This is a genomic window from Stenotrophomonas beteli (assembly GCF_001431665.1).
Classification (GTDB): domain Bacteria; phylum Pseudomonadota; class Gammaproteobacteria; order Xanthomonadales; family Xanthomonadaceae; genus Stenotrophomonas; species Stenotrophomonas beteli.
Genome location: NZ_LLXV01000084.1, coordinates 1 through 22,266 on the forward strand (window position 1 = coordinate 1; position 22,266 = coordinate 22,266).

Consider the following 22,266-nt stretch of genomic DNA (forward strand, 5'->3'; position numbering starts at 1 on the left):
GCGAAAGGGATCTGACCCCATATAGCCGTGCGGGCCTGGGATGGGGTCAGAGCCCGTTGCCGGTGGCAAAGGAATCCGACCCCGGCGCCGCATCAGGCCACGACCAGCGTCACGTCGATGTTGCCGCGGGTGGCATTCGAGTACGGGCACACGATGTGTGCCTTCTGCACCAGTTCTTCCACCTGCTCGCGCGGCACGCCCGGCACGTTGATGGTCAGCTCGGCTTCAATGCCGAAACCGGTCGGGATCTGGCCGATGCCGACCTTGCCGGTGACGGTGGTGTCGGCCGGCAGCGCGACCTTGGCCTGGCCGGCCACGAACTTCAGTGCGCCCAGGAAGCAGGCCGAGTAGCCGGCAGCGAACAGCTGCTCCGGGTTGGTACCCGGGCCACCGGCGCCGCCCAGCTCGCGCGGGGTCGACAGCTGGATGTCCAGCACGTTGTCGGAGGAGACGGAACGACCTTCACGGCCGCCGGTGGAGGTGGCCTGGGCGGTGTACAGAACCTTTTCGATGGACATCGGGATGCTCCTGGTCAGTGGGTGGGTGTTGCGATGGAGACTACTTTGCCCGCTTTCCGCGTACGTTGGGTGACATTCCGTCTGCAAAATTTGATCCATCGTCCGGCTGACCTAGATCGTCCACTCGCGGTCGGTGGTGAACATGATGGTCAGCCAGCGGTCCGGCGAGGCCTCGCCCAGCGCATCGCCGATCTCGTCGCGCAACTGGTCCCATTCCACCAGCGGCCGCGGCGGGTCGTTTTCCGGCACCACGAAGAACAGCTCGATCTGCTCGCCTCGCCCCACCTGCGCCACGTAGCTGCGGTGCTCGACGAAGCCGTGCTTGGCAACAATGCCGCGTGCCACCGCATCCACGTGCGCCTGCAGTTCCGGCGGGGTGACCAGCAGGATGCCGGCCAGCGCCCGGCGCACGGTGCCGAGCGGGGCGATCATCACCAGCACGCAGACAAAGGCGAGGATGGCCGGGTCGATGTACGGCCCGATCCACGCCAACGAGGTGCCCTGCACCAGTACACCGCCGAGGAAGGCCAGCAGGTAGCAGGCCGACATGCTGGCGGCGATCACCCAGTTCTTCGCGTCCAGCGCGACGAACTCCGAACCGATGCGGCGGTTGGCGCGCAGGATGAACCAGGCCAGTGTGCCTTCGCCCACGATCGACAGCCCAGCGAAGGCAATGGCCGGGCCGAGCGCGATGTGGCGGCCACCGGACATCAGCGCATCCACCGCATTGACCAGCGCATACAGCGCCGCGCCGATCATCAGCGTGCCGCTCACCCCCAGCACGATCGGCTCCAGGTGCCAGAAGCCCATGGTGAAGCGCTGGTTGAGCCGCGATTGCAGCGCATCGGTCTGCGTGGACAGCGCAATCAGCCGCGCCACCAGCAGTGACAGCCAGGTCATCACCACGTCGATCAGGCCGTAGATGCCGTCGAAGATGATCAGCGAGGAATTGGCCAGCAGGCCGAACATCACTGCGGCGGCGGCCAGCAGCAGCGAGGCGGCGATTGACAGGCGCAGCACGCCCTGTTCGGTGGCGGGATCGAAGAACGGCGGACGGTGGGTGGCCATGGCCCGATTGTAGAGCGGCGGTATGCTCCGAAGCCGCGGCGGCCTGCCGATGCGGCCGGCCAGACGCTGATCGAACGGGTGGGTGGCAAAGGCGGGGCATTGATTGCGTAGTGCATGCGGGTGACGCCGGGCCATGCCTGGCGGGCGCAGCGGCAGCGATCAGGCGGTGCCAGCGGGTTGCTTGTCGGCTTGCACCCCCAGGCTCCCCAAAGGGCAGCGAGCGTCCGCCGCCGCCGCCCAGCCCGCCAGCCGTAACCGGGCCCAACGGGCGCTCATCGCGCGGTTGACCGGGCGCATTCAGCCGAGCGGTGTAAACTATTGATCTCACTGGCAATGCCAGTCTCCACGATCAACACTCCGATGACGTCCGCCACCGCCCGTTACGCCGATTCCCTGCGCCTGTCCGTTGCCCCCATGATGGACTGGACCGACCGCCATTGCCGCGTGTTCCACCGCGTGCTGGCGCCGGGCGCGCGCCTGTACACGGAAATGGTGCACGCCAACGCGGTCATCCACGGCGACCGCGAGCGCCTGCTCGGCTTCGACCGCAGCGAACAGCCGCTGGCGCTGCAGCTCGGTGGCAGCGATCCGGCGCTGCTGGCGCAGGCTGCGCGCATCGCCGCCGAGTGGGGCTACGACGAAGTGAACCTCAACTGCGGCTGCCCGTCCGACCGCGTGCAGGCCGGGCGCTTCGGTGCCTGCCTGATGCGCGAGCCGGTGCTGGTGGCCGAGTGCGTGGCGGCGATGGTCGATGCGGTGGATATCCCGGTGACGGTGAAGTGCCGCCTGGGTGTGGACGAAGACAACGATTACGAGGTGTTCGCCGCCTTCGTCGATCGCCAGGTTGCCGCCGGTGCGGCGATGGTGGTGGTGCATGCGCGCAACGCGTGGCTGAAGGGCCTGTCGCCGAAGGAGAACCGCGAGGTTCCCCCGCTGAAGTACGACTGGGCCTACCGCCTGAAGCAGGAGCGCCCGGCGCTGCCGGTGGTGATCAACGGCGGCCTGGCCAGCATCGAGGCGGTGCAGGCGCAGGCCGCGCATGTCGATGGCGTGATGCTGGGCCGCGCGGCCTACCACGACCCCTACCTGCTGCATCAGCTGGAGGCGCTGCACACCGGCGCCCCGCTGCAGGCGCGTGGCGACCTGTTGCGCGCGCTGCGCCCCTACGTGGAAGCGCGGCTGGCCGAAGGCCTGGCGCTCAAGCACATCACTCGCCACCTGCTGGGCCTGTTCCATGGCCAGCCCGGTGGCCGCGCCTTCCGCCAGGTGTTGAGCGAGGGCGCACACCGACCGGGTGCTGACTGGACCCTGGTCGAGCAGGCGCTGGCGGTGACCGAACGCGACGCCGATCGTGCTGCAGCGTGATGTCCGTCACATTCCTGACTTGACAAGGCCCGAGCTTTCGTCCCGAATGTTCACCTAGATGAACAGCTCGTGGGATCACCCGGAAAAGTTCAGATCGGATTCACTGCCCTAAACCAAGAATTTGCAAAGGAATTGTAAAGGCCGGGTCGCGCACCCGGCTCCCGGATTTACGACTTTTGAACGAATCGCCGTGCTCGGCTAGGATCGCATCGATGTCTTCCGCTCCCTTCCATTGCCGCATCGCCCTGGCCACCTGCGTGGTGCTGGCGGCTGCGCCGCTGTCTTCGGCGCTGGCGCAACAGCCGCCGCGTGGCGATCAGGGGCGCGCGGAGATGATGGAGCGGGGCGAGCGCGGCGGCCGTGGCGACGAGCGCTCGCTGTCCGATGCCGTGCGCCGCGTGCAGCGCACCACCGGCGGCCACATCCTCGGCGCCGAGCGCGTGCCGTTCGATGGGCGTGACATCAACCGGGTGAAATACATGGACGACCGGGGCCGGGTCCGCTACATGGACGACCCCGCCCCGTCGCGTTCACAGCCGCGCACGCCGCGGTCGGATATGTCATCACTACGCGGCGATAACCCCTGAACAGGGATAGTTGTCGCTATCAACCCGTACCCCACAGGCCTCCGGGCCACACCCAGGACACTAGGGAGAGTTCATGCGTATCCTTCTGGTCGAAGACGAAGCCCCGCTGCGTGAGACCCTGGCAGCCCGGCTCAAGCGCGAAGGCTTTGCCGTCGATGCTGCGCAGGACGGCGAGGAAGGCCTCTACATGGGGCGCGAAGTTCCGTTCGATGTCGGCATCATCGACCTCGGCCTGCCCAAGATGTCGGGCATGGAGCTGATCAAGGCCCTGCGTGACGAAGGCAAGAAGTTCCCGGTGCTGATCCTGACCGCGCGTTCGAGCTGGCAGGACAAGGTCGAGGGCCTGAAGCAGGGCGCCGACGATTACCTGGTCAAGCCGTTCCACGTTGAAGAGCTGCTGGCGCGCGTCAACGCGCTGCTGCGTCGGGCCGCCGGCTGGAGCAAGCCGACCCTGGAATGCGGCCCGGTTGCCCTGGACCTGGCGGCGCAGACGGTCAGCGTGGCCGGCAGCAATGTCGACCTGACCAGCTACGAGTACAAGGTGCTGGAGTACCTGATGATGCATGCCGGTGAACTGGTCTCCAAGGCCGACCTCACCGAGCACATCTACCAGCAGGACTTCGACCGCGACTCGAACGTGCTGGAAGTGTTCATCGGCCGCCTGCGCAAGAAGCTGGACCCGGATGGCGAACTGAAGCCGATCGAGACCGTGCGCGGCCGCGGCTACCGTTTCGCGATCCCGCGCAACGAGGGCTGAGCCGGCTCCGCCTGGCGACACCATGATGTCCGGCCGTCTGTGGTTCTTCCGACGCTGGCGGCCGCGCTCCCTGCAGGCGCGCCAGATGCTTGCCGCGTCCGTGGGCCTGGTCGCGTTCCTGGCGCTGGCCGGTTATGCGCTTGACGCCGCCTTCGCCGATACGGCCAAGGCGAACCTGCGTGAGCGCCTGAAGAACTACGCCACCGCCTATGCGGCCGGCATCGATTTCACCCGCGACCGCTCGCTGTACATCCGCGAGCAGCCGCCGGATTCGCGCTTCGACGTGCCGGGCAGCGGCCTGTACCTGCAGGTGGTGATGCCGCACGGCAAGGGCAATTCGATGTCGGCCGAAGGCCCGATGCTGCCCACCGCCGGCGGCGGCCTGCTGGCGCCGCGCCAGGAAGTGTTCGAAGGCCCGCTGCCGATGATCCAGATCGACGGCAGTCAGGGCTCGGTGTACCGCTATGGCCTGGGCCTGGTCTGGGATGCCGACGCCGATCCGGCCACCGAATTCCCGTACACCATCTACGTGATGGAAGACTCGCGTGCACTGGGTGCGCAGCTGCGTGTGTTCCGCGGGCGCGTCTGGTTCTATCTGGGCGGCATCGGCCTGATCCTGCTGTTGCTGCAGACCGTCATCCTGCAGTGGAGCCTGCGTCCGCTGCGCCGGGTGATCACCGAGCTGACCAAGGTGCAGCGCGGTGAGACCGAGCGCATGAGCGAGCGCCACCCGCGCGAGCTGGAGCCGCTGACCGACAGCATCAACGCCTTCATCGAAAGCGAGCGCGAGAATCTCGAACGCCAGCGCAACACCCTGGCCGACCTCGCGCACAGCCTGAAGACCCCCATTGCGGTGCTGCGCACGCAGATGGACAGTGGTGCCGGCGATGGCGCGCTGCGCGAGGAACTGGATGTGCAGCTGCAACGCATGAACAACCTGGTCTCCTACCAGCTGGCACGTGCTGCGTCATCGGGCCACAAGCTGTTCTCCGCGCCGTTGCCGATCGAATCCAACGCCGAGGAAATCGTGCGTGGCCTGGAGAAGGTGTATGCGGCCAAGGGCGTGCTGTGCGAATTCGACATCGACCCGGCCGCGCGCTTCCACGGCGAACCGGGTGACCTGCAGGAGCTGCTGGGCAACCTGCTGGAAAATGCCTTCAAGTGGGCCAAGCGCCGCGTGCTGCTGACCGCGCAGCCGCTGCCGGCACCGAACGCCCGTCGCGCGGGCCTGCTGCTGGCGGTGGACGACGATGGCCCCGGCATCGCCCCGGACGACATCGGCAAGGTACTGCAGCGTGGCGTGCGTGGCGACGAGCGTGTGCAGGGCCATGGCATCGGCCTGTCGATCGTGCAGGACCTGATCAAGGATTACCGCGGTGAACTGGCCGTGGGCCGTTCCAGCGAACTGGGCGGCGCCCGTTTCGAAGTGCGGTTGCCGCCGGGGCCGTAATCCGTGCGTAGCGTCGAGCCACGCTCGACTGGGTTTTGTAGCGTCGAGCCATGCTCGACTGGGTCTTGTAGCGTCGAGCCATGCTCGACTGCTCCTCAAGAAGCAGCCGAGCATGGCTAGGCTCTACAGAAGCCGAGGTAATGAGTCAGCCGACCATCACCGGCGGCTCGCCATACAACCGCCGCAGCTGCGCGGCCACTTCCGGCAACGCCTGCTGCAGCAGATCCGGCGCGGAGAAGTGGTACTCGCTGGCCACCGCGAAGAACTCTTCCGGTGCTTCGGCCGCATACGGATCGATCAACGTTTCCTCGCCGGCATCCACCTGCTCGCAGAAGGCGTCGTAGGCACGCTGGAAGGTGGCTGCCCACTCGCGCTGCCATTCGCGCGGCAGCGGCGGCGTGCCGTCCATCGCGCCATCGAGCGCATCCAGCTTGTGCACCATCTCATGCACCGCCACGCAGTAGCCCTCGTGCGGCGCGGCCAGGTCGGCCTGCACATCGGCCCAGGACAGGATCAGCGGACCGCTGTCCCACGACTCGCCAATCAGCTCGTCATCCCATTCGTGCAGCACGCCGGCCGCATCCAGGTGGCTGCGGTGCACGCGGAACGCATCGGGATAGATGATCAGCTGCGACCAGCCCTGCAGGCCCACCTCGCCGAACTCCAGCAGCGGCAGGCAGCACAGCGCGGCCAGCAGCACGCCATCGGCAGGCTGCAGCTGCAACTCGCCGATCGGAGTGAGGGTCTTCTCATGCAGGAAGCGTGTGGCCAGCGTGCGCAGGCGCGCGCGGCGTGCATCGTCGAGGCCGTGCAGCCAGGCCGCGCGGCGGCAGGCGTCATCCCAAAGCGCATCGTCAATCGGCTGCGGCGCGGGCCGCAGCCACTGCAGCAACGACTTGATCAGCGGAACATTCCCGGCAGGTAGCTGTGCCACTTCGGCGCGCGGATGCGCTGCAGCACGTCATCGTCGCTGCCACCGCCGCCGTTGCTGGTGTTGGCGGCCGGGCGTACCGCGGCCGGCTTGGGCGGGGCGGCCGAGGCGGTGGCGGTCGGTGCACGCTGCGAGGCCGCGTCGCCGTTGGAGGACACACACGCTCCGCGGCTGTCGTCCAGCGCTGCCGTTGCAGACGCCGCGAAGGGCATCGTCAGCAGGATCAGGCAATGGGCATAACGGCGCATTGACGACATCCACGTTAAGGGAGGGTGAGTTCCCGATTCTAGCCCGAACCCGGCGCTCCGTTGGAAGCCCCCGCAGAACCCAGCGTGGCGGGCGTCGCTGGCGGCTTTCCCGCATAATTCCACCCTGACTTCGTGGAAGCTGCCGTGGACGATCGCCAATTGCTGGCCAAACTCGCTGCCGGTCGTCTGTCCGGCGACGCCCTGGCCCGTGAGCTGGGCCAGACCCGGGCGGCCATTTGGAAGCGTATTCAAGGGCTTAGGGCCGCCGGCGTGGAGATCGAGGGCCGCGCCGGTGAGGGCTACGGCCTGACCCGCCCGGTCGATCTGCTGGATCCGGACGCGATCCGCGCCGGCCTGCCGGCCGAGGTGCTGCCGCTGCTGCACGACCTGCAGGTGGCCTGGACGGTGGACTCGACCAATGCCGAATTGCTGCGCTGCAGCGCGCCCCAGCGCGGGGTCAGTGTCCTGCTGGCCGAGCGCCAGACCGGTGGCCGCGGCCGCCGGGGCCGCACCTGGGCCTCGCCACTGGCCGCCCATGTCTACCTGTCGGTGCTGCGCCTGTTCTCCGGCGGCCTGGGCCGCCTGGCTGGGCTGAGCCTGGTGGCCGGCATCGCCGTGGCCGAAGCCCTGCACGACCTCGGGTTTACCCAGGCGCAGCTGAAGTGGCCGAACGACCTGATCGTCGATGGCAAGCGCAAGCTGGTCGGCCTGCTGGCCGAGGGCGGTGGTGAATATGCCGGCCCGGCGCGCGCGGTCATCGGCATCGGCATCAACACGCACATGCCGCCCTCGTTTGCCGAACAGATCACCCAGCCGTGGGTGGATCTGGACACGCTGGCCGGCAAGCCAGTGGACCGCAACGTGGTCGTTGCCGCCGTGCTGGCGCGCCTGTTGCCGGCGCTGGAGGAATTCGATCGCGAGGGACTTGCTCCGTTCCTGCCGCGCTACGCCGCCTTCGACATGCTGGCCGGCCGCGAAGTGCGGGTGGAGCTGGAAGGGCAGTGGCAGCATGGCACCGCGCTGGGCCTGGCCGATGACGGCGCCTTGCGCGTGCGCATTGATGGCCGCGAGCGCCTGCTGCACGCCGGCGAAGTCAGCGTGAGGACGGCATGAGCGATTGGTTGTTCGACCTCGGCAACTCGCGCTTCAAGTTCGCGCCGCTGCAGGGTGACCGTGCCGGTGACGTGCAGGCCTGGGCGCATGGCGCCGAAGGCATGGCCGGGCAGCCGCCGCACAGCCTGCCCAGCGGCCGCACCGCGTTCGTGGCCAGCGTGGCCGCACCGTCGCTGACCAGCGCCATGCTGGATCAGCTGCAGCGCCGCTTCGAACACGTGCACGTGGTGCGCACCCGCGCCGAATGCGCTGGCGTGCGCATTGCCTATGCCAAGCCGGAAAAGTTCGGCGTCGACCGCTTCCTGGCCCTGCTGGCCGCGGCCAAGGCGCAGCGCCCGGTGCTGGTGGTCGGCGTGGGCACCGCACTGACCATTGATCTGCTCGATGCCGACGGCCAGCACCACGGTGGCCGCATCTCCGCATCGCCCACCACCATGCGCGAAGCACTGCACGCCCGTGCCGTGCAGCTGCCCGCGACCGGTGGCGATTACAGCGAATTCGCCAACGACACCGCCGATGCGCTGGCGTCCGGCTGCGACGGCGCCGCCGTGGCGCTGATTGAACGCAGCGCACAGCACGCGCACACGCTGCTGGGCGTGGCACCGTCGTTGCTGGTGCACGGTGGCGGCGCACCGGCGCTGATGCCGCTGCTGCCGGGCGCTGATTACCACCCCTCGCTGGTGCTGGATGGCCTCGCCCGCTGGGCGGTACACCAGCCCGCAGGCTAGTATCCGCGCATGCTGACCCGTGCCCTGATCGTCGTACTGGCCATCCTCAATCTTGGCGTCGCCTGCTGGTGGCTGTTGCGCGATGCACCGCAGAAACCCGCGCCGCCGCCGCAAGCGCCCGGCGTGGCCGAGCTGCGCTGGGTGCCCGGTGGCGTGGACGCCAATGCCGCAGCTGAGGCCACCGCCGCCGCCCCGACCGCACCGCTGATGGAGCGCGAACCGGCCGCGAAGACCGCAGTGGCTGCGACGCCTGCACCCGCGCCGGCCGTGCCGGCCAAGCCGGACATTGCCAAGTCGCAGGTGGCCGAAGCCGCGCCTGCCGCCGCATCGGTTGCTGGCGCCGCCAAGCCAGTGGCGGCGCCCGTACCGGCCCCGGAAAAGACCGCAACCCCGCCCGCAGCCGCCGAGCCGCCGCGCTGCGTCGCGCTGGGCCCGTTCGCCGACCGCGCCGCCGCGAGCAGCGCGCAGGGCAAGGCGGGCACGCTGCTCAGCCAGACGCGCCTGCGCGAACAACCCGCTGCCAGCGGCAGTGCCCGCTACCGGGTGATGCTGCCGGCCGCCGCCAACCGCGAAGAAGCCCAGGCCACCGTGAAACGCATCGTCGCCGCCGGCCTGAGCGACTACTACATCATCAGCCAGGGCGAGGAGGCCAACGCCGTGGCGCTGGGCCAGTACCGCAACCGCGAAGGCGCCGAGCGGCGCATGGCGGCGGTGCAGGCCGCCGGCTTCCAGCCGCGCCTGGTCGCCAGCGGCGACACCGGCCAATGGTGGCTGGAAGGGCAGCTGGCGGCAGGCACGCAGCCGGCCCAGGCCCAGCAGCGCAGCGGGGCGGCACAGAGCCGGTCGCTGGATTGCACGCGGTTGCGCTAGAATCCCCTGACCGCGGCGCTGCCGCCTGTGCACCACCATGCCGCTTTAGCTCAGTTGGTAGAGCAACTGTCTTGTAAACAGTAGGTCATCCGTTCGATTCGGATAAGCGGCACCACTACGTATCTGCTCACGCATCCTCGGAATAGGGCGAAGCATTCAGCGCCCCTCCTGCCCCTCCCGCTGTTTCAGATGTTCTCTTTGCAGCGGGACTAGCGTCGCGCCGAGCGGCTCGATAAACCGTCACTCCTCACTCGGTGTCATGTGTCGTTTCCCAACCTCACATTTTGGCTTGAGGTGGGATATCGTCGCCACACTTGGGTCGGAGCAGAGCCATAGGAGTGGAACCGACTCGACAATACCGTTCAGCTAGGTAATGTTCGTTTAGCTAGTTCAGGAAGGACTGGACAGGGGGATGAATGGCGAAACCTGACTTCCCGGCGCTGCTTGCTCCGGGCATGCACAATTTGACCTTGCCCACATTGCATGCCCTCGCTGTGGCTCCTTTTACCGGGGACGCGCGGCGAGAAGAGCTTTTCCAAAAACTCACCACGTGGGCCGGAGAACTTCAGGCTTGCGGCCTAGGCGGAACACTGTGGCTGGATGGTTCCTTCCTGACGGAAAAGCCAAATCCCGGAGATATCGATTGTGTCCTGTGGGATCCCGCGTGGGCGTCTCCGGCAAGCGTTACTCTTGCGCACCAGCATCAGGTACAGAGTTTGTTGGACAGAGCGACGGCAGAGAACCTGTATGGACTCGACCTCTACATTGTCGCAACGCCGCCTGAGGGAGCATTCCATCAGGAGGCATACTGGCGGGGCGTACTGGGATTCGGTCATGACCGGGTGACGGCCAAGGGTTTTGCAGAGGTGAACCTATGACGAGCAAGTTCCTGAGAGAACACGCTGACGCGCTCTCCAAGTTTGCCAAGGAGTCGGCAGACCGTGCTCAATCATCTCCCGAAGACTTCTTTCTACGGATTGCGGCCAAGAATCAGGAAGACGCAGCGCGTGCTGTGACTCACCAACTGATGCTTGAAGCTGCCGAAGACGCGGGAGAGCTTGTTGATCTAAGACTTTTGGGGCCGAAGGCAAATGGCAGCATTTCCCTCGATTGGTTCATTCGTGCAATGGACCCATTGTCGAAGGCGTGGAAACTCGCCGCACATCGACTCCGCTATGGCAGTGACGCTGCGAGAGGTGCGGGAGCCGATGTTGTCAGTGCTCTAAATCTAAAGCTGGCCGGAATTGGTCACGGGTCAACTCGCATATTCGTTACTGGCAATGGCATGCCCGACCTGACGGGCGAAAGCCTGCTGCAGGCGACGCTTACCCAGATCTTTCTCTTGCTTAACGCGCATCAAGACGAGTTCTATGATGCTGTGGACGCAGTGGGTGGCAGGTCAGCGCACCAGCTCGGTGAGTTCATGAAAGAGCTGGATCAAGGAGGCTTCGCTGCGCAGTTTTCGTGGCAGTCCCCTCGTGGTCGACAGTTCTGGGAAGGGCGCCCCGATGAGATCGTCCGCATTCGCATGTTGCTGGATACCATTCGCGAACCAGATCGGTATCAGGAGACCATTACTGGAAGGGTTGCAGGCATCACCGACACGGGAAGGTTGGAGCTGCGAACTGATGATGGAAAGGTCGTAGTCCGCTTTCCACTGAAGCTCACGGAGCAGGTGCAACGTTTGACCATCACCTCGTTGGCCACAATCCAGGTTCAGACCGCTCGCTACTGGGATTCAGTTCAGAAAAAAGACATCTACAAGCGACAGCTCATGGAAGTTCAGTAGTTGCAAGAGCCATTGATCGAACTCAATGCACTTGATGTGGCCGAGCATCTTCGGACGCCAGAAGAGATGGCCGCCTATCTAGACGTCTGAATCGCTGAAAGTGACGGCGATTCTGCATTCATTGCCAAGGCACTCGGCGATATCGCCCGTGCTCAGGGCATGAGCAAGGTTGCACGTACGGCGGGCCTCTCGCGCGAGAGTCTGTATCGCGCACTGTCCGGTGAGCGCAGCCCCGATTTCGCCACCATCCTGAAGGTGACCCGCGCGCTGGGTGTGCGCCTGCCTGCCAGCGCAGCATAAGTACATGCGCCGACCTTGACGCGTTGCCACGGTGCCGGCGGTAAAGACGGCGGTATGAACATGAAAAAACCGCCTTTTGGCGGTTTTTTCGTCCCAAGCTGGTGAGTCAACTCAATGACGCAGCAAAGGAGGAGTCGTCCGGTAATGCCAGTTCAAGGCAGCTTGCGCGTCACGGGGCGTATCAGTGCATTACGCGTCAATCGCTGCCGCCTCAAGAAGTCCGCTGCGATCAGTTCAATCAAGCCGAATGATGCGGATCAACTTTCTTGTTGCCGACCCGTCTCCGACGGCGGCCACCGGGCCACAGCGGAATACCTCTTTTTGCACCGGCATGGTTGAAGAATGAGATCGTGCAGTGTGCCCGCGTTCCAGGCGTGATGCGGGTGACGGCGCGGTCATTCAACACGAAGCTGTACCACTTGAGTTCAGGGCTTATGGGAAGCGCCATGGGGCGTGCAGTGGAGGCAATCATCTCGGCAACAGCGCCACCGCGCGAATCCACTTCGTCCAGCCGCAGCTCAACAGAAAGCAGGTTTCAGGTTTGGATGGGGTGTGCTCATTTCAGGAGTGGGTCAGCCTGATTCGATAGCCGGGGTAGCGACGCGTTGAAGCTGTGCGTTGGAACTCCACCGTCCCGCATTACTGAGCCCCCGCACCTGCAACGCCACATACTCCGCCAGCCCCCGGCAGGCCAGCATCAATCCCTCGCGTGCACCGTCGCCAATATCGTCTTTCTCTTCCCCATCCACGCGTACGCGCTCATTGGCGTGGTACAGCTCCAGCAGCGACACCAGGCCAACCGCGGCGCGGTCCCTGCGCGCGGCGGCCACGGCGTGGCCGGGCGTGTTGGATGGCCCCTGCCATGGCTGTCCGTCGGCAGCATCTCCGGCGCGGATGCGCTGCAGGCATCCGGGCAGATCGATCGGCGCGGGCGCCTCGTTGGCGGCGGCGAAAGCGGCTTCCAGCGGCTGCGCCAGTTCGGGTGGCAAGCGTAGGGCGGCGTCGCCGAGCGTGGCAGTCAGATACGGATAGAGGGTCTTGGACATGCGGGCATCCTCGTCAGGCACAGAGGCGCCGCCACGATAGGGTGGCGGGCGATGCGTGGCTTCCAAGACCGGGAATCGATGAGCCGGCGGGCACAAGGCCCCCACGCACCGCCCGCCGTCGATCGGCGAACGGATTGCCAGCCGACGCCGCTCTTGGGAGGACGACGCCGGCTGGCAAGCGTATACAGCTTCGATTACACGGGCTTGGAAGACCCGACCACCTTTGCAGGCGGCGATTCATCATGCGCACGCCAAATCACCGCCTGCCAGTCGTTTGTTTCGATGGCATCGGGTGATCTGAAAGGAAAAATGAACTATCGCGTTTGGCCCGTTTCGAGCATCGCAATGCCAGAAGCGACATATCGCGCAGTGCCGCCATCATCGGCAATCAGGGCCGCGCCCTCGTGGGGACACGGTCTGCTTCGGCGTGCGAAGTAAAGCTGGCTTAACGGGCCCGGCAAGACGCCGAGGCCACGATATCAAACCTGAAGCCCACAACGCGCGCCGTCCGGATCTTGATATTCCTCACGGACAGCGAGCAACGCCCCACCGCATACTGCCGCCATACGCCCACTTCGGCCGCTTCGGGATCCGCCCATGCATCGCCACGCCCTGCCGCTTACCGTCGCCCTGCTTTCCACCGTTTTCGTGGCCCCGGCCCTGGCCGCGGTACCGTTCTTCAACGCCAGCTGCCCGGGCGGCATCGATGTGCACGCCGACGAAGGCGGGCCGGTCTACGTGCAGGGCCGCGAGACGGCGCTGAAGCGCTTCAACGACCGCTATTTCGAAGCACGCGATGCCAACAGCGGCATCACCCTGTCGATCAGCCGCAACGATGACGGCACGCCGCAGGTCAGCTATACCGGCCGAGGCGGCGCCAATGGCATCTGCCAGGTCAGTGCCAGCGGCACGCCTGCGCCCGCCGCAAACGGCGAGCGCCCTCGCGACGGTGCCGCCGGGGATGCCGCGCTGCCGCGCGAAGTCACCTGCGAATCCACCGGCCAGCAGCAGGTGTCGTGCGATCTGAATACCCGTGGCAACGTGGAAATCGTGCGCCAGCTCAGCCGTACCCGTTGCGAGGAAGGCAGGAACTGGGGCCTGTCGCGGCATTCGGTGTGGGTCAATGGCGGCTGCCGCGCGGTGTTCCGCAATGTGTCCTCGGTGACTACCCCCGCGCCGGCAGGCGATACCGCACTGGGCGCCTGCAACATGCGCAAGGGCGCGCAGGGCACGCTGGTGACCCAGATGCCGGTGGGCAGCGATTACCAGGAACTGATCATCGATTACCCCGATGGCCGCTTCCTGTGCATGATGCGCAACAACGGCCAGGTGCAGAGCGTCACCCCGGTGCGCCGCCGCGGCGGTTGAGGTGCCGCGGCATGTTCACCGTTGGCTGTGTGCCCGGAGCGGGGCAAGGCAGTGCGCGTTGCCCCTTTCCGGCTACTGCGGGTTTACCGGGTCGTTGCCCTTCTTGTACGTGTAGGCGGTGACTTCCCAACCACCGCCATGGCCGGATGAGGGTTCCACCCAGGTGAATTCCCACGTCTGCAGCGAGCCGTCGGGAAGCAGGTTTTCCACCCTGTAGATTTCACCGGGAATGCCCTGCCCCGGCAGCTTTCCGGGAATCGATTCGTCCGAGCGTGCAGACGTGCGGCCTACGGAGAATGCCCGCCGTTCCACCTGTACGTTGCCGTAGCCCTGCGGGGCGAACGACGGCTTTACGCGCTGCGCCACCCAGTCGAGTACCTGGCGTGCGCCCGCCGTCTGCATGGGATACGCATCGGAGGTCACCGTATGCGTGATGCGTTGCGAGGGTGCACTGGCAACGGCGGGGAACAGTCCGCCCAGGGTAATTGCCAGTACCGCAAGTCCATTGAGTGCATGTTTCATGCGCGTGGTGCTCCATGATTGAGTAAGTGATGCGGCACCTTCAGGGTGCCGACGCAGCGTGGGCACAAACACAGCCCTGCGTAAGAGGCGAAACCGACCGGGATGTGAAGGGGGTCGCGGAAGGTTGAATGACTGACGACCCAGCGCTGGAATGCCTGACCGGAAAGGGCCACCCGGTCCTGGCGATCTGAACCTCGCCCTGCTGCACCGCCGCGAGTGGTGTCACACAGCTCTGGCTAGACTGTGCTTCTTTTTCCCCCGCAGGAGGCACCCATGGCCCATCCCATTTCCGTATCGCTGATTGGCGTTCCCACCGATGTCGGTGCGGGCCATCGCGGTGCACGGCTGGGGCCGGAGGCGCTGCGTGTGGCAGGCCTGCCGGAGGCGCTGGAAGCGCGCGGTGTGGACGTGCGTGACGTGGGCAACCTGGATGGCCCGCGCAACCCGTGGACCGCACCGGTGGAGGGCTATCGCCATCTGGATGAAGTGGTGGCGTGGAACCGTGCGCTGATGGAAGCCAGCTACGCCGAGCTGCAGGCCGGGCGCATGCCGATCATGCTCGGTGGCGACCATTGCCTGGGCATCGGTTCGATCACCGCCGTCGCGCGCTGGTGCCGCGAGCAGGGCAAGACCCTGCGCGTGCTGTGGCTGGATGCGCACTCGGACTTCAACACCAGCGATGTCACCCCGTCGGGCAACATCCACGGCATGCCGGTGGCCTGCCTGTGCGGCCTCGGCCCGGACGCACTGACCCGCCTGGGCGGCAGCGCACCGGCGATTACCCCGGCGCAGATGCACCAGATCGGCATCCGCTCGGTCGACCCGGAAGAAAAGCGCCTGATCAAGACCCACAAGGTGGATGTCTATGACATGCGCTACATCGACGAGAACGGCATGAAGCGCGCGGTGGAGGCGGCGCTGGCCGGCATCGACGAGAACACCCACCTGCATGTCAGCTTCGATGTGGACTTCCTCGACCCGAGCATCGCCCCGGGCGTGGGCACCACCGTGCCGGGCGGGGTCAACTACCGCGAGGCGCAGCTGGTGATGGAGATGATCGCCGACACCGGGTGCATGGGTTCGCTGGATATCGTCGAGCTCAACCCCTTGCTGGACAAGCAGAATGCCACCGCCGAGCTGGCCGTGGACCTGGTCGAAAGCCTGTTCGGCAAGTCCACCCTGATGCGCGACTGAGGCAACCGCCTGAACGGATTGCTGATCCGTTCACACCCGCTCCACGCCCCTGCCGCCAGATTGCACTTCACGCGGCGGCGGTGGGCGTTGGCCTTCTCCCGCTGAGCGAAAGAATCCCATCCGCGAATGAAGCGGTGTAGCGGCAAACCCAAGGAGAAGCCCATGAAGCGCGTAGTTGCCCTGATGCTGTTGTCGATGTTCTCGGTGGCCCTGCTGGCCGGTTGCAACACCGTGGCCGGTGCCGGCAAGGACGTGCAGAAGGCCGGTGAGAAGGTTGAGGATGCCGCCAAGGGCAACTAAGCCCGGCGCGGAACGAAAAAGAGAAAGGCCGGGGACCTCCCCGGCCTTTTTTCATGCGCGCTGCCACCCACGGCTGTGCAAGCGGAGTGAACCATTCAAGCAGGTGAGCGCGCATTTCATTGCCGGTTGACCGGTACTCAACGGCCACTGCGCGAAGCTGGAACCACGGTAAGAACGCCGTTGCAACCAAGGACTCCCAGCAATGAACAAAGACATCATTTCCGGCAAGTGGTCGCAGCTGAAGGGCAAGGCCCAGGCCAAGTGGGGCGATCTGACCAACGACGATTTCGATGTGGCCGAAGGCAATGCCGAATACTTGGCCGGCCGCCTGCAGGAACGTTATGGCTGGGCCAAGGACCGCGCCGAGAAGGAAGTCCGTGAGTTCCAGGATGCGGTGAGCAAGGACTATCCGGACTACAAGTAAGTGTTGACCGTTTCCCCCCCACAGCACGACGCCCGCACCGTAAGGTTGCGGGCGTTGTGTTGTCCGGGCCGGGCCGGGCCGGGCGATCAGCGTGCCGGCGGGTCCGGCACGTAGCGGTTGGGGAAGGCCTGCGGTTCCCTCGGCAGGCGCGAGGGCGCATCGACCAGGATGCCGCGCGCGCGCAGGTTGCGGGCGCTGTCGTAGCGCAGCTGCAGCACCTGCGCCGGGCTGCGGCTGGCCCGTTCGAAGTCGGTATCGCGCACCGAGGACTGCTCGCGCGCACCGTGGCCGGTGCCCAGCGCTGGCGCCGGCGACTTGCTGGCGTAGCCCTCGATGCGGCTGGCGCTGGCATCAGCGGCCGCTTCGGCCTGTGCAGCCGGCGCTGGCAGCGGCACGCCACGTCGCAGGATCGGCTGCGGGTACCAGCGACGCGCCTCCTCGAACACCGCCACGCCAACCACGCCGATGTTGTCCGGGCGGCCGGTGCGGCTGGCATAGCTGCCGCTGGGGCTGCTGAACACGAACTGCGCCACCTCGTCCTGGCTCTTGCGCCAGCCGGTGATGTCGGCGCGCTGCCCGGGGTTGAGCACGTAGCCGGTCTGCGAGGGATCGGCATCTTCGCCGGAGATGGCGTTGATGCCGTCCACCGACAGCACCACCAGCACCCGGCGCGGGCTGTCGTTGTACAGGCGCACGGCGTAGCGGTGGCCGCGCTCACCGGCCACCCAGCGCTGGCCGTCGGCGGGGTAGCTGCGCAGTTCGGTGCCGCGGTCGCGGTCGACCAGGGTCATGCGCACCGGGCCGCCCTCGTAGGCCGGCGGCGGCGGTGCCGGGCGGAAGCCGGCCAGGGGCAGGATCAGCAGCAGGGGCAGCAGGCGTTTCATCGGGCGTCTCCAGCGGGGTTGCGTGAATGAACGCGCCGCCGGCCCTGACGGGGTTGGTGGCGTGCAAGGTAAACTGGCCCCGTTCATCGAAGGTTACCCCACGCAGTCATGACGACCCGAGTCCTTACCGGCATCACCCCCTCCGGCACGCCCCACCTGGGCAACTACGTTGGCGCCATCCGTCCGGCCATCGCCGCCAGCCGCGCGCCGGGGATCGAGAGCTTCTTCTTCCTGGCCGACCTGCACAGCCTGATCAAGTCCCAGGACCCGCAGCGCACCCAGCGCGCGACCCTGGAGATCGCCGCCAGCTGGCTGGCCTGCGGCCTGGACCCGGAACACGTGTGGTTCTACCGCCAGAGCGACATCCGCGAGACCACCGAGCTGATGTGGTTCCTGACCGCCATCGCCAGCAAGGGCATCCTCAACCGCGCGCACGCCTACAAGGCGGCAGTGGACAAGAACCGCGAGGAAGGTGTGGACGAGGACGCAGGCGTCAGCGCCGGCCTGTTCATGTACCCGGTGCTGATGGCCGCCGACATCCTGATCTTCAAGGCCAACCAGGTACCGGTGGGCCGTGACCAGATCCAGCACATCGAGATGGCGCGCGATTTCGCCCAGCGCTTCAACCACGTGTACGGCAAGGAGTACTTCCCGCTGCCGGATGTGGTGATCGACGAGCAGGTGGCGACGCTGGCGGGCCTGGATGGCCGCAAGATGAGCAAGAGCTACCACAACACCATTCCGCTGTTCGTGCCGCGCGAGGAGCTGAAGAAGCTGGTGTTCTCGATCCTGACCGACTCGCGCGCGCCGGGTGAGCCGAAGGACACCGAAGGCTCGGCGCTGTTCCAGATGTACCAGGCGTTCGCCACCCCGGAACAGACCGCAGAGTTCGCCAAGGCGTTCGCTGCCGGCATCAGCTGGGGCGACGCCAAGCAGCAGCTGTTCGAGCGCATCGACAGCGAGCTGTCGCCGTTGCGCGAGCGCTATAACGCACTGATGGCCGAGCCGGAGAAGATCGAAGCGCTGCTCAAGCGGCGTGGCCAGCAGCTGCGCGAGCAGCTGGCAGCGCCGCTGCTGGACGAGCTGCGCCATGCGGTGGGCCTGCGCGACCTGTCCAGCGCAGGCGACATCGCCAGCGAGGATGCCGGCGTGGCCCGCGTGGCGCCGCCGCAGTTCAAGCAGTACCGCGAGAAGGACGGCCGTTTCTACTTCAAGCTGACCGCCGGCGACGGCACGCTGCTGATCCAGAGCGAAGGCTTTGATTCGCCGCGTGACGCGGGGCAGTTGATCGCGGTGATCAAGCAGGCCGAGCAGGGCGACCAGCTGCAGAGCGAGCTGTTCAAGCTGGAGGCCGATGTGGATGCGGTACTGGCCGCGCTGGCTGTGCTGCGCGAAGCGGCCTGACCGCCGGGGCTGTGTGGCCCATGCAGAGTCGAGCCATGCTCGACTTTGCTCCGCCTCTGTAGAGCCGAGCCCACGCTCGGCTGTTTTCCGTCAGCCGAGCATGGGCTCGGCTCTACAGGGGAGCCCGCCACCCATGGCATGATGTCCGCGATGACATGGAGTCTGCGATGGCCTGGTTGTCGCTGCTGCTGTTCCTGCCCTGGTTCCTGCTGCTGGGCAGCCTGTACTGGCTGTTCCCGCGCCAGCCGCGTACTGCGCGCCGGCGCCTGTTCGACAGCGCCACCCTGCTGCTGGCCTTCGCCCTGAGCATCGTCTCGATGCTGTGGGGGTATCGCCTGGGCATGGCACAGCCCGGCGCCGGCCCGATCTGGCCGCAGGTGCTGGCGGTGCTGTATGCCTACGGCGCGTTCCTGGCGGTGCTGGTGCTGGCGTTGCTGCTGCGGCCGCGCTGGCTGGACCGGTAACCCCGCCTTTGTAGAGTCGAGCCATGCTCGACTGATGCCTGGCAGAAAGGCAGCCGAGCATGGGCTCGGCTCTGCAGAATCTGGCCTCCGACCAAAGCCGCATCGAACCCGCGCCGCCTGCACGCCTACCATGGGTGTCCGTTCCCGTTCCTGCCAGGTGCGTGCCGATGACCGCCGACCCCAGCATCCATACCATCGATACCGGCTTCCAGCGCCCCGACTTCGACGCGGCCTATCTGATCGTTGAGAACGGCCGCGCCGCGTTCGTCGACTGCGGCACCGGCCTGTCGGTGCCGGCGATGCTGCAGGCGCTGGCCAACGCGGGTCTGGCCGTTGACGCGGTGGACTGGCTGCTGCTCACGCACGTGCACCTGGACCACGCCGGCGGTGCCGGCCTGCTGATGCAGCAGCTGCCCAACGCGAAGGCGGTGCTGCACCCGCGCGGTGCACCGCACATGATCGACCCCACCCGGCTGATCGCCGGTGCGACGGCGGTGTACGGCGCCGAGGAAATCGCGCGCAGCTATGGCCGCATCGAGCCGATTGCCGGACAGCGCGTGGTGGTGGCCGAAGACGGCCACCGCATCGACCTGGCCGGCCGCGAGCTGTTACTGCTGCACACGCCGGGCCATGCGCTGCACCACTACTGCGTGTGGGACGCGCGCAGCCGCAGTTGGTTCACCGGCGATACCTTCGGCATTTCCTACCGCGAGCTGGACAGTGCGCAGGGCGCTTTCATCTTCCCCACCTCCTCGCCGGTGCAGTTCGACCCGGAGGCGATGAAGGCCTCGATCCGGCGCATGCTCGATTACGCGCCGCAGGCGATGTACCTGACCCACTATGGGCGCGTGGAGCAGGTGGAGAAACTGGCCGGGGACCTGTTCGAGCAGATCGACGCGATGGCCACCATCGGCCGCCAGTGCGATGGTCGCCCGGACCGCCACCGCTGCCTGCTGGCCGCATTGCAGGCGCTGTACCTGGAACGTGCGCAGCAGCACGGCTGTGCGCTGGACCACGCGGCGGTGACCGAAGTGCTGGCGATGGACATCGAGCTCAATGCACAGGGCCTGGCCTGCTGGCTGGATCGCATGAGCAGGTAGAGCCACGCCATGCGGGGATGACGCAGGCCCGGGCCGCGCCGCGATGTCATGACCACGTTACACTCTGGTGACTTCCAAGCTAGCCGTGGTACTGCCGTGAATCCGATGCGCGTGTTGCTGCTGTCGTCCTGCCTGTTTGTCGGGGGCCTGGCCCATGCGGCCAACGACCTGCCGGGTGGCGGCATCGATCCGCAGGCACTGTCGCGCCACGTGCGGGTGCTGGCCTCGGATGAATTCGAGGGCCGCGCGCCGGCCACGGCCGGCGAAGAGCGCACGGTGCAGTACCTGATCGAGCAGTTCCGCAGCTACGGCCTGCAGCCGGGGGGCGTGGATGGCAGCTGGGTGCAGCCGGTGCCGCTGGTGCGTGCACAGCTGGACGGCCCGGCCAAGGCCAGCCTGTCGCTGAAGCAGGGCAGGCGCGCGCTGGCCAATGGCGTGGACGTGACCCTGCAGAGCCTGCAGCCACGCAAGCGCGTGCAGATCAAGGATGCGCCGCTGGTGTTCGTTGGTTACGGCATCGACGCGCCGGAACGCCACTGGAACGACTACAAGGACGTCGACCTGCACGGCAAGATCGCCGTGGTGCTGATCAACGATGCCGATTTCGAGGCCGATGCACCGGGCGCGTTCGACGGCAAGGCGGTGACCTACTACGGTCGCTGGACCTACAAGTTCGAGGAAGCCGCACGCCGTGGTGCCGAAGGCGTGCTGATCGTGCACGAGACCGCGCCGGCGGCCTACGGCTGGGCCACGGTGAAGAGCTCGGGCACCTCGCCGCTGTTCGACATCGAGCGCGGCCAGGCCGATGCGATGGCCCAGCACACGCCGCTGCGCGGCTGGATGCAGCGCGAGCTGGCCGAGGCGATCTTCGCCGACGCCGGCCTGGATTTCGATGCCGAGAAGCGCAAGGCAATGCGCGCCGACTTCCACCCGGTGGCACTGGACAACGCCAGGCTGAGCGTGGAGTTCGCGCTCAAGCGCGAGCAGGTGGTGACCCGCAACGTGGTGGCCAAGCTGCCCGGTGGTGAACACGCCGACGAGGCCGTGATTTTCTCCGCGCACTGGGATGCGTTCGGTATCGGCCAGCCCGACGCCAAGGGTGACCGCATCCGCCGTGGTGCGATCGACAACGCCACTGGCGTGGCCACGGTGCTGGAACTGGGCCGCGTGTTCGCCGCGGGCCCGCAGCCGCAGCGCACGCTGTACTTCGTGGCGCTCACTGCCGAAGAGAAGGGCCTGCTGGGCGCCAGCTATTACGCTGCGCACCCGCTGGCGCCGCTGGACAAGACCGCCGCGGTGCTGAACATCGAAATGTTCAGCCCGGATGGCCCGACCCGCGACATCGCGTCGTGGGGCAAGGGCCGGGTCTCGCTGGAAGGCGATCTGGAGCGCGTGGCCAAGGCCCGTGGCCGCAGCTACAGCCCGGACCCGAACCTGGAAGCCGGTTTCTTCTACCGTGCCGACCACTTCGCCTTCGCCCGCCTGGGCGTGCCGGCGATCACCATCGGCCCGGGCCTGGACAAGCGGGACGGTGGGGTTGAGGCCGGCCGCGCGCTGCGCGAGAAGTACTTCGCCGATTGCTACCACCAGGCCTGCGATGCCTGGACGCCGAGCTGGGATCCGAGCGGTCACGCCGCCGATACTCTGCTGGTCTACGACCTGGGCGCGGAGCTGGCCAACAGCCGCCGCTGGCCGACGTGGGAAAAGGAATCGGAATTCCGCGGCGCGCGCGACAAGAGCGAAGCCGCCCGCCGCTGAGGATCGGGACCGGCGGCGTCATGTCATTCCGCCGGGGTAGAGTCGACTGCTCATCGGCTATCGCGCGCAGCGCGGTTT

Annotated in this window: 23 protein-coding genes, 1 tRNA gene and 2 pseudogenes; 19 read left to right on the forward strand and 7 right to left on the reverse strand. The window is 66.6% G+C overall.

The features are described from left to right. Window positions 1–92: 92 nt before the first annotated feature. Together ARC23_RS18835 and ARC23_RS18840 are read right to left on the reverse strand one after the other, a co-directional pair. On the reverse strand, window positions 93–518 hold the full coding sequence (locus ARC23_RS18835; RefSeq protein WP_005411948.1) for an organic hydroperoxide resistance protein: 426 nt from the start codon (window positions 516–518) through the stop codon (window positions 93–95). Between the two features lie 111 nt (window positions 519–629). Further along, window positions 630–1,586 carry a cation diffusion facilitator family transporter gene (locus ARC23_RS18840; RefSeq protein ID WP_057498611.1) on the reverse strand — a complete coding sequence of 319 codons (957 nt, stop codon included), beginning with the start codon at window positions 1,584–1,586 and terminating at the stop codon, window positions 630–632. A gap of 333 nt (window positions 1,587–1,919) precedes the next feature. On the opposite strand from ARC23_RS18840, the gene dusA reads away from it, so the two are divergent. From dusA to ARC23_RS18860, 4 genes are all read left to right on the forward strand, one after another. Continuing rightward, complete coding sequence (dusA, locus tag ARC23_RS18845) at window positions 1,920–2,951, forward strand: tRNA dihydrouridine(20/20a) synthase DusA (protein ID WP_057498612.1); 1,032 nt, start codon at window positions 1,920–1,922, stop codon at window positions 2,949–2,951. Between the two features lie 212 nt (window positions 2,952–3,163). Next, a complete protein-coding gene (locus ARC23_RS18850) occupies window positions 3,164–3,538 on the forward strand; it encodes a hypothetical protein (RefSeq protein ID WP_057498613.1) in 375 nt (124 codons plus the stop codon). Window positions 3,539–3,611: 73 nt separating this feature from the next. After that, on the forward strand, window positions 3,612–4,295 hold the full coding sequence (locus ARC23_RS18855; RefSeq protein WP_004136763.1) for a response regulator transcription factor: 684 nt from the start codon (window positions 3,612–3,614) through the stop codon (window positions 4,293–4,295). Window positions 4,296–4,320: 25 nt separating this feature from the next. Further along, window positions 4,321–5,745: an ATP-binding protein gene (locus ARC23_RS18860; protein WP_057498644.1), complete on the forward strand. Its 1,425-nt coding sequence runs from the start codon at window positions 4,321–4,323 to the stop codon at window positions 5,743–5,745. Window positions 5,746–5,890: 145 nt separating this feature from the next. Here ARC23_RS18860 and ARC23_RS18865 read toward each other — a convergent pair whose 3' ends face one another. Together ARC23_RS18865 and ARC23_RS18870 are read right to left on the reverse strand one after the other, a co-directional pair. Further along, a complete protein-coding gene (locus tag ARC23_RS18865; RefSeq protein ID WP_203226380.1) occupies window positions 5,891–6,679 on the reverse strand; it encodes a M90 family metallopeptidase in 789 nt (262 codons plus the stop codon). Continuing rightward, window positions 6,646–6,924: a hypothetical protein gene (locus ARC23_RS18870; RefSeq protein WP_057498615.1), complete on the reverse strand. Its 279-nt coding sequence runs from the start codon at window positions 6,922–6,924 to the stop codon at window positions 6,646–6,648. Before ARC23_RS18870 ends, ARC23_RS18865 begins: the two co-directional genes overlap by 34 nt. A gap of 144 nt (window positions 6,925–7,068) precedes the next feature. Here ARC23_RS18870 and birA point away from each other — a divergent pair, with 144 nt between their 5' ends. The 7 genes and pseudogenes from birA (at window position 7,069) to ARC23_RS21260 (ending at window position 11,724) form a co-directional block, all read left to right on the forward strand. Beyond that, complete coding sequence (birA, locus tag ARC23_RS18875) at window positions 7,069–8,037, forward strand: bifunctional biotin--[acetyl-CoA-carboxylase] ligase/biotin operon repressor BirA (protein ID WP_057498616.1); 969 nt, start codon at window positions 7,069–7,071, stop codon at window positions 8,035–8,037. Further along, window positions 8,034–8,765 carry a type III pantothenate kinase gene (locus tag ARC23_RS18880; protein WP_057498617.1) on the forward strand — a complete coding sequence of 244 codons (732 nt, stop codon included), beginning with the start codon at window positions 8,034–8,036 and terminating at the stop codon, window positions 8,763–8,765. Before birA ends, ARC23_RS18880 begins: the two co-directional genes overlap by 4 nt. Window positions 8,766–8,774: 9 nt before the next feature. Next, a complete protein-coding gene (locus ARC23_RS18885) occupies window positions 8,775–9,635 on the forward strand; it encodes an SPOR domain-containing protein (RefSeq protein ID WP_057498618.1) in 861 nt (286 codons plus the stop codon). A 39-nt stretch (window positions 9,636–9,674) separates the two neighbouring features. Then, window positions 9,675–9,750, forward strand: a tRNA-Thr gene (locus ARC23_RS18890). A gap of 301 nt (window positions 9,751–10,051) precedes the next feature. Then, entirely contained in the window at window positions 10,052–10,513 is a 462-nt protein-coding gene (locus tag ARC23_RS20935) for a DUF6932 family protein (RefSeq protein WP_152985305.1), read from the forward strand. Further along, window positions 10,510–11,424, forward strand: a complete 915-nt coding sequence (locus ARC23_RS18895; protein ID WP_057498619.1) for a hypothetical protein — start codon at window positions 10,510–10,512, stop codon at window positions 11,422–11,424. The genes ARC23_RS20935 and ARC23_RS18895 overlap by 4 nt, the downstream gene beginning before the upstream one ends. Before the next feature lie 66 nt (window positions 11,425–11,490). Next, window positions 11,491–11,724 (forward strand): annotated as a pseudogene (locus ARC23_RS21260) (addiction module antidote protein). 650 nt (window positions 11,725–12,374) lie between these two features. Here the strand turns inward: ARC23_RS21260 and ARC23_RS18905 are convergent. After that, window positions 12,375–12,770, reverse strand: a pseudogene (locus ARC23_RS18905) (hypothetical protein); the annotation flags it as partial. Window positions 12,771–13,367: 597 nt separating this feature from the next. Here ARC23_RS18905 and ARC23_RS18910 point away from each other — a divergent pair. Further along, window positions 13,368–14,138 carry a DUF3011 domain-containing protein gene (locus tag ARC23_RS18910; protein ID WP_057498620.1) on the forward strand — a complete coding sequence of 257 codons (771 nt, stop codon included), beginning with the start codon at window positions 13,368–13,370 and terminating at the stop codon, window positions 14,136–14,138. 72 nt (window positions 14,139–14,210) lie between these two features. Here ARC23_RS18910 and ARC23_RS18915 read toward each other — a convergent pair whose 3' ends face one another. Continuing rightward, window positions 14,211–14,660 carry a hypothetical protein gene (locus ARC23_RS18915; protein WP_057498621.1) on the reverse strand — a complete coding sequence of 150 codons (450 nt, stop codon included), beginning with the start codon at window positions 14,658–14,660 and terminating at the stop codon, window positions 14,211–14,213. A 273-nt stretch (window positions 14,661–14,933) separates the two neighbouring features. Here ARC23_RS18915 and rocF point away from each other — a divergent pair, with 273 nt between their 5' ends. From rocF to ARC23_RS18930, 3 genes are all read left to right on the forward strand, one after another. Then, window positions 14,934–15,854 carry an arginase gene (gene rocF, locus ARC23_RS18920; protein WP_057498622.1) on the forward strand — a complete coding sequence of 307 codons (921 nt, stop codon included), beginning with the start codon at window positions 14,934–14,936 and terminating at the stop codon, window positions 15,852–15,854. Between the two features lie 162 nt (window positions 15,855–16,016). Continuing rightward, entirely contained in the window at window positions 16,017–16,154 is a 138-nt protein-coding gene (locus tag ARC23_RS18925) for an entericidin A/B family lipoprotein (protein ID WP_019661832.1), read from the forward strand. Between the two features lie 202 nt (window positions 16,155–16,356). Continuing rightward, on the forward strand, window positions 16,357–16,578 hold the full coding sequence (locus ARC23_RS18930; RefSeq protein WP_004153772.1) for a CsbD family protein: 222 nt from the start codon (window positions 16,357–16,359) through the stop codon (window positions 16,576–16,578). An 86-nt stretch (window positions 16,579–16,664) separates the two neighbouring features. On the opposite strand, the gene ARC23_RS18935 is transcribed toward ARC23_RS18930, so the two are convergent. Then, window positions 16,665–17,462 carry a hypothetical protein gene (locus ARC23_RS18935; RefSeq protein ID WP_057498623.1) on the reverse strand — a complete coding sequence of 266 codons (798 nt, stop codon included), beginning with the start codon at window positions 17,460–17,462 and terminating at the stop codon, window positions 16,665–16,667. A gap of 108 nt (window positions 17,463–17,570) precedes the next feature. Between ARC23_RS18935 and ARC23_RS18940 the strand changes: the two genes are divergently transcribed. The 4 genes from ARC23_RS18940 to ARC23_RS18955 all read left to right on the forward strand — a co-directional run bounded on the left by ARC23_RS18940 (window position 17,571) and on the right by ARC23_RS18955 (window position 22,188). Continuing rightward, entirely contained in the window at window positions 17,571–18,866 is a 1,296-nt protein-coding gene (locus tag ARC23_RS18940) for a tryptophan--tRNA ligase (protein WP_057498624.1), read from the forward strand. A 167-nt stretch (window positions 18,867–19,033) separates the two neighbouring features. Then, window positions 19,034–19,330 carry a hypothetical protein gene (locus tag ARC23_RS18945; protein WP_057498625.1) on the forward strand — a complete coding sequence of 99 codons (297 nt, stop codon included), beginning with the start codon at window positions 19,034–19,036 and terminating at the stop codon, window positions 19,328–19,330. A gap of 167 nt (window positions 19,331–19,497) precedes the next feature. Next, entirely contained in the window at window positions 19,498–20,430 is a 933-nt protein-coding gene (locus ARC23_RS18950; RefSeq protein WP_057498626.1) for an MBL fold metallo-hydrolase, read from the forward strand. 105 nt (window positions 20,431–20,535) lie between these two features. Then, entirely contained in the window at window positions 20,536–22,188 is a 1,653-nt protein-coding gene (locus tag ARC23_RS18955) for a M28 family metallopeptidase (protein WP_057498627.1), read from the forward strand. Window positions 22,189–22,266: the final 78 nt, after the last annotated feature.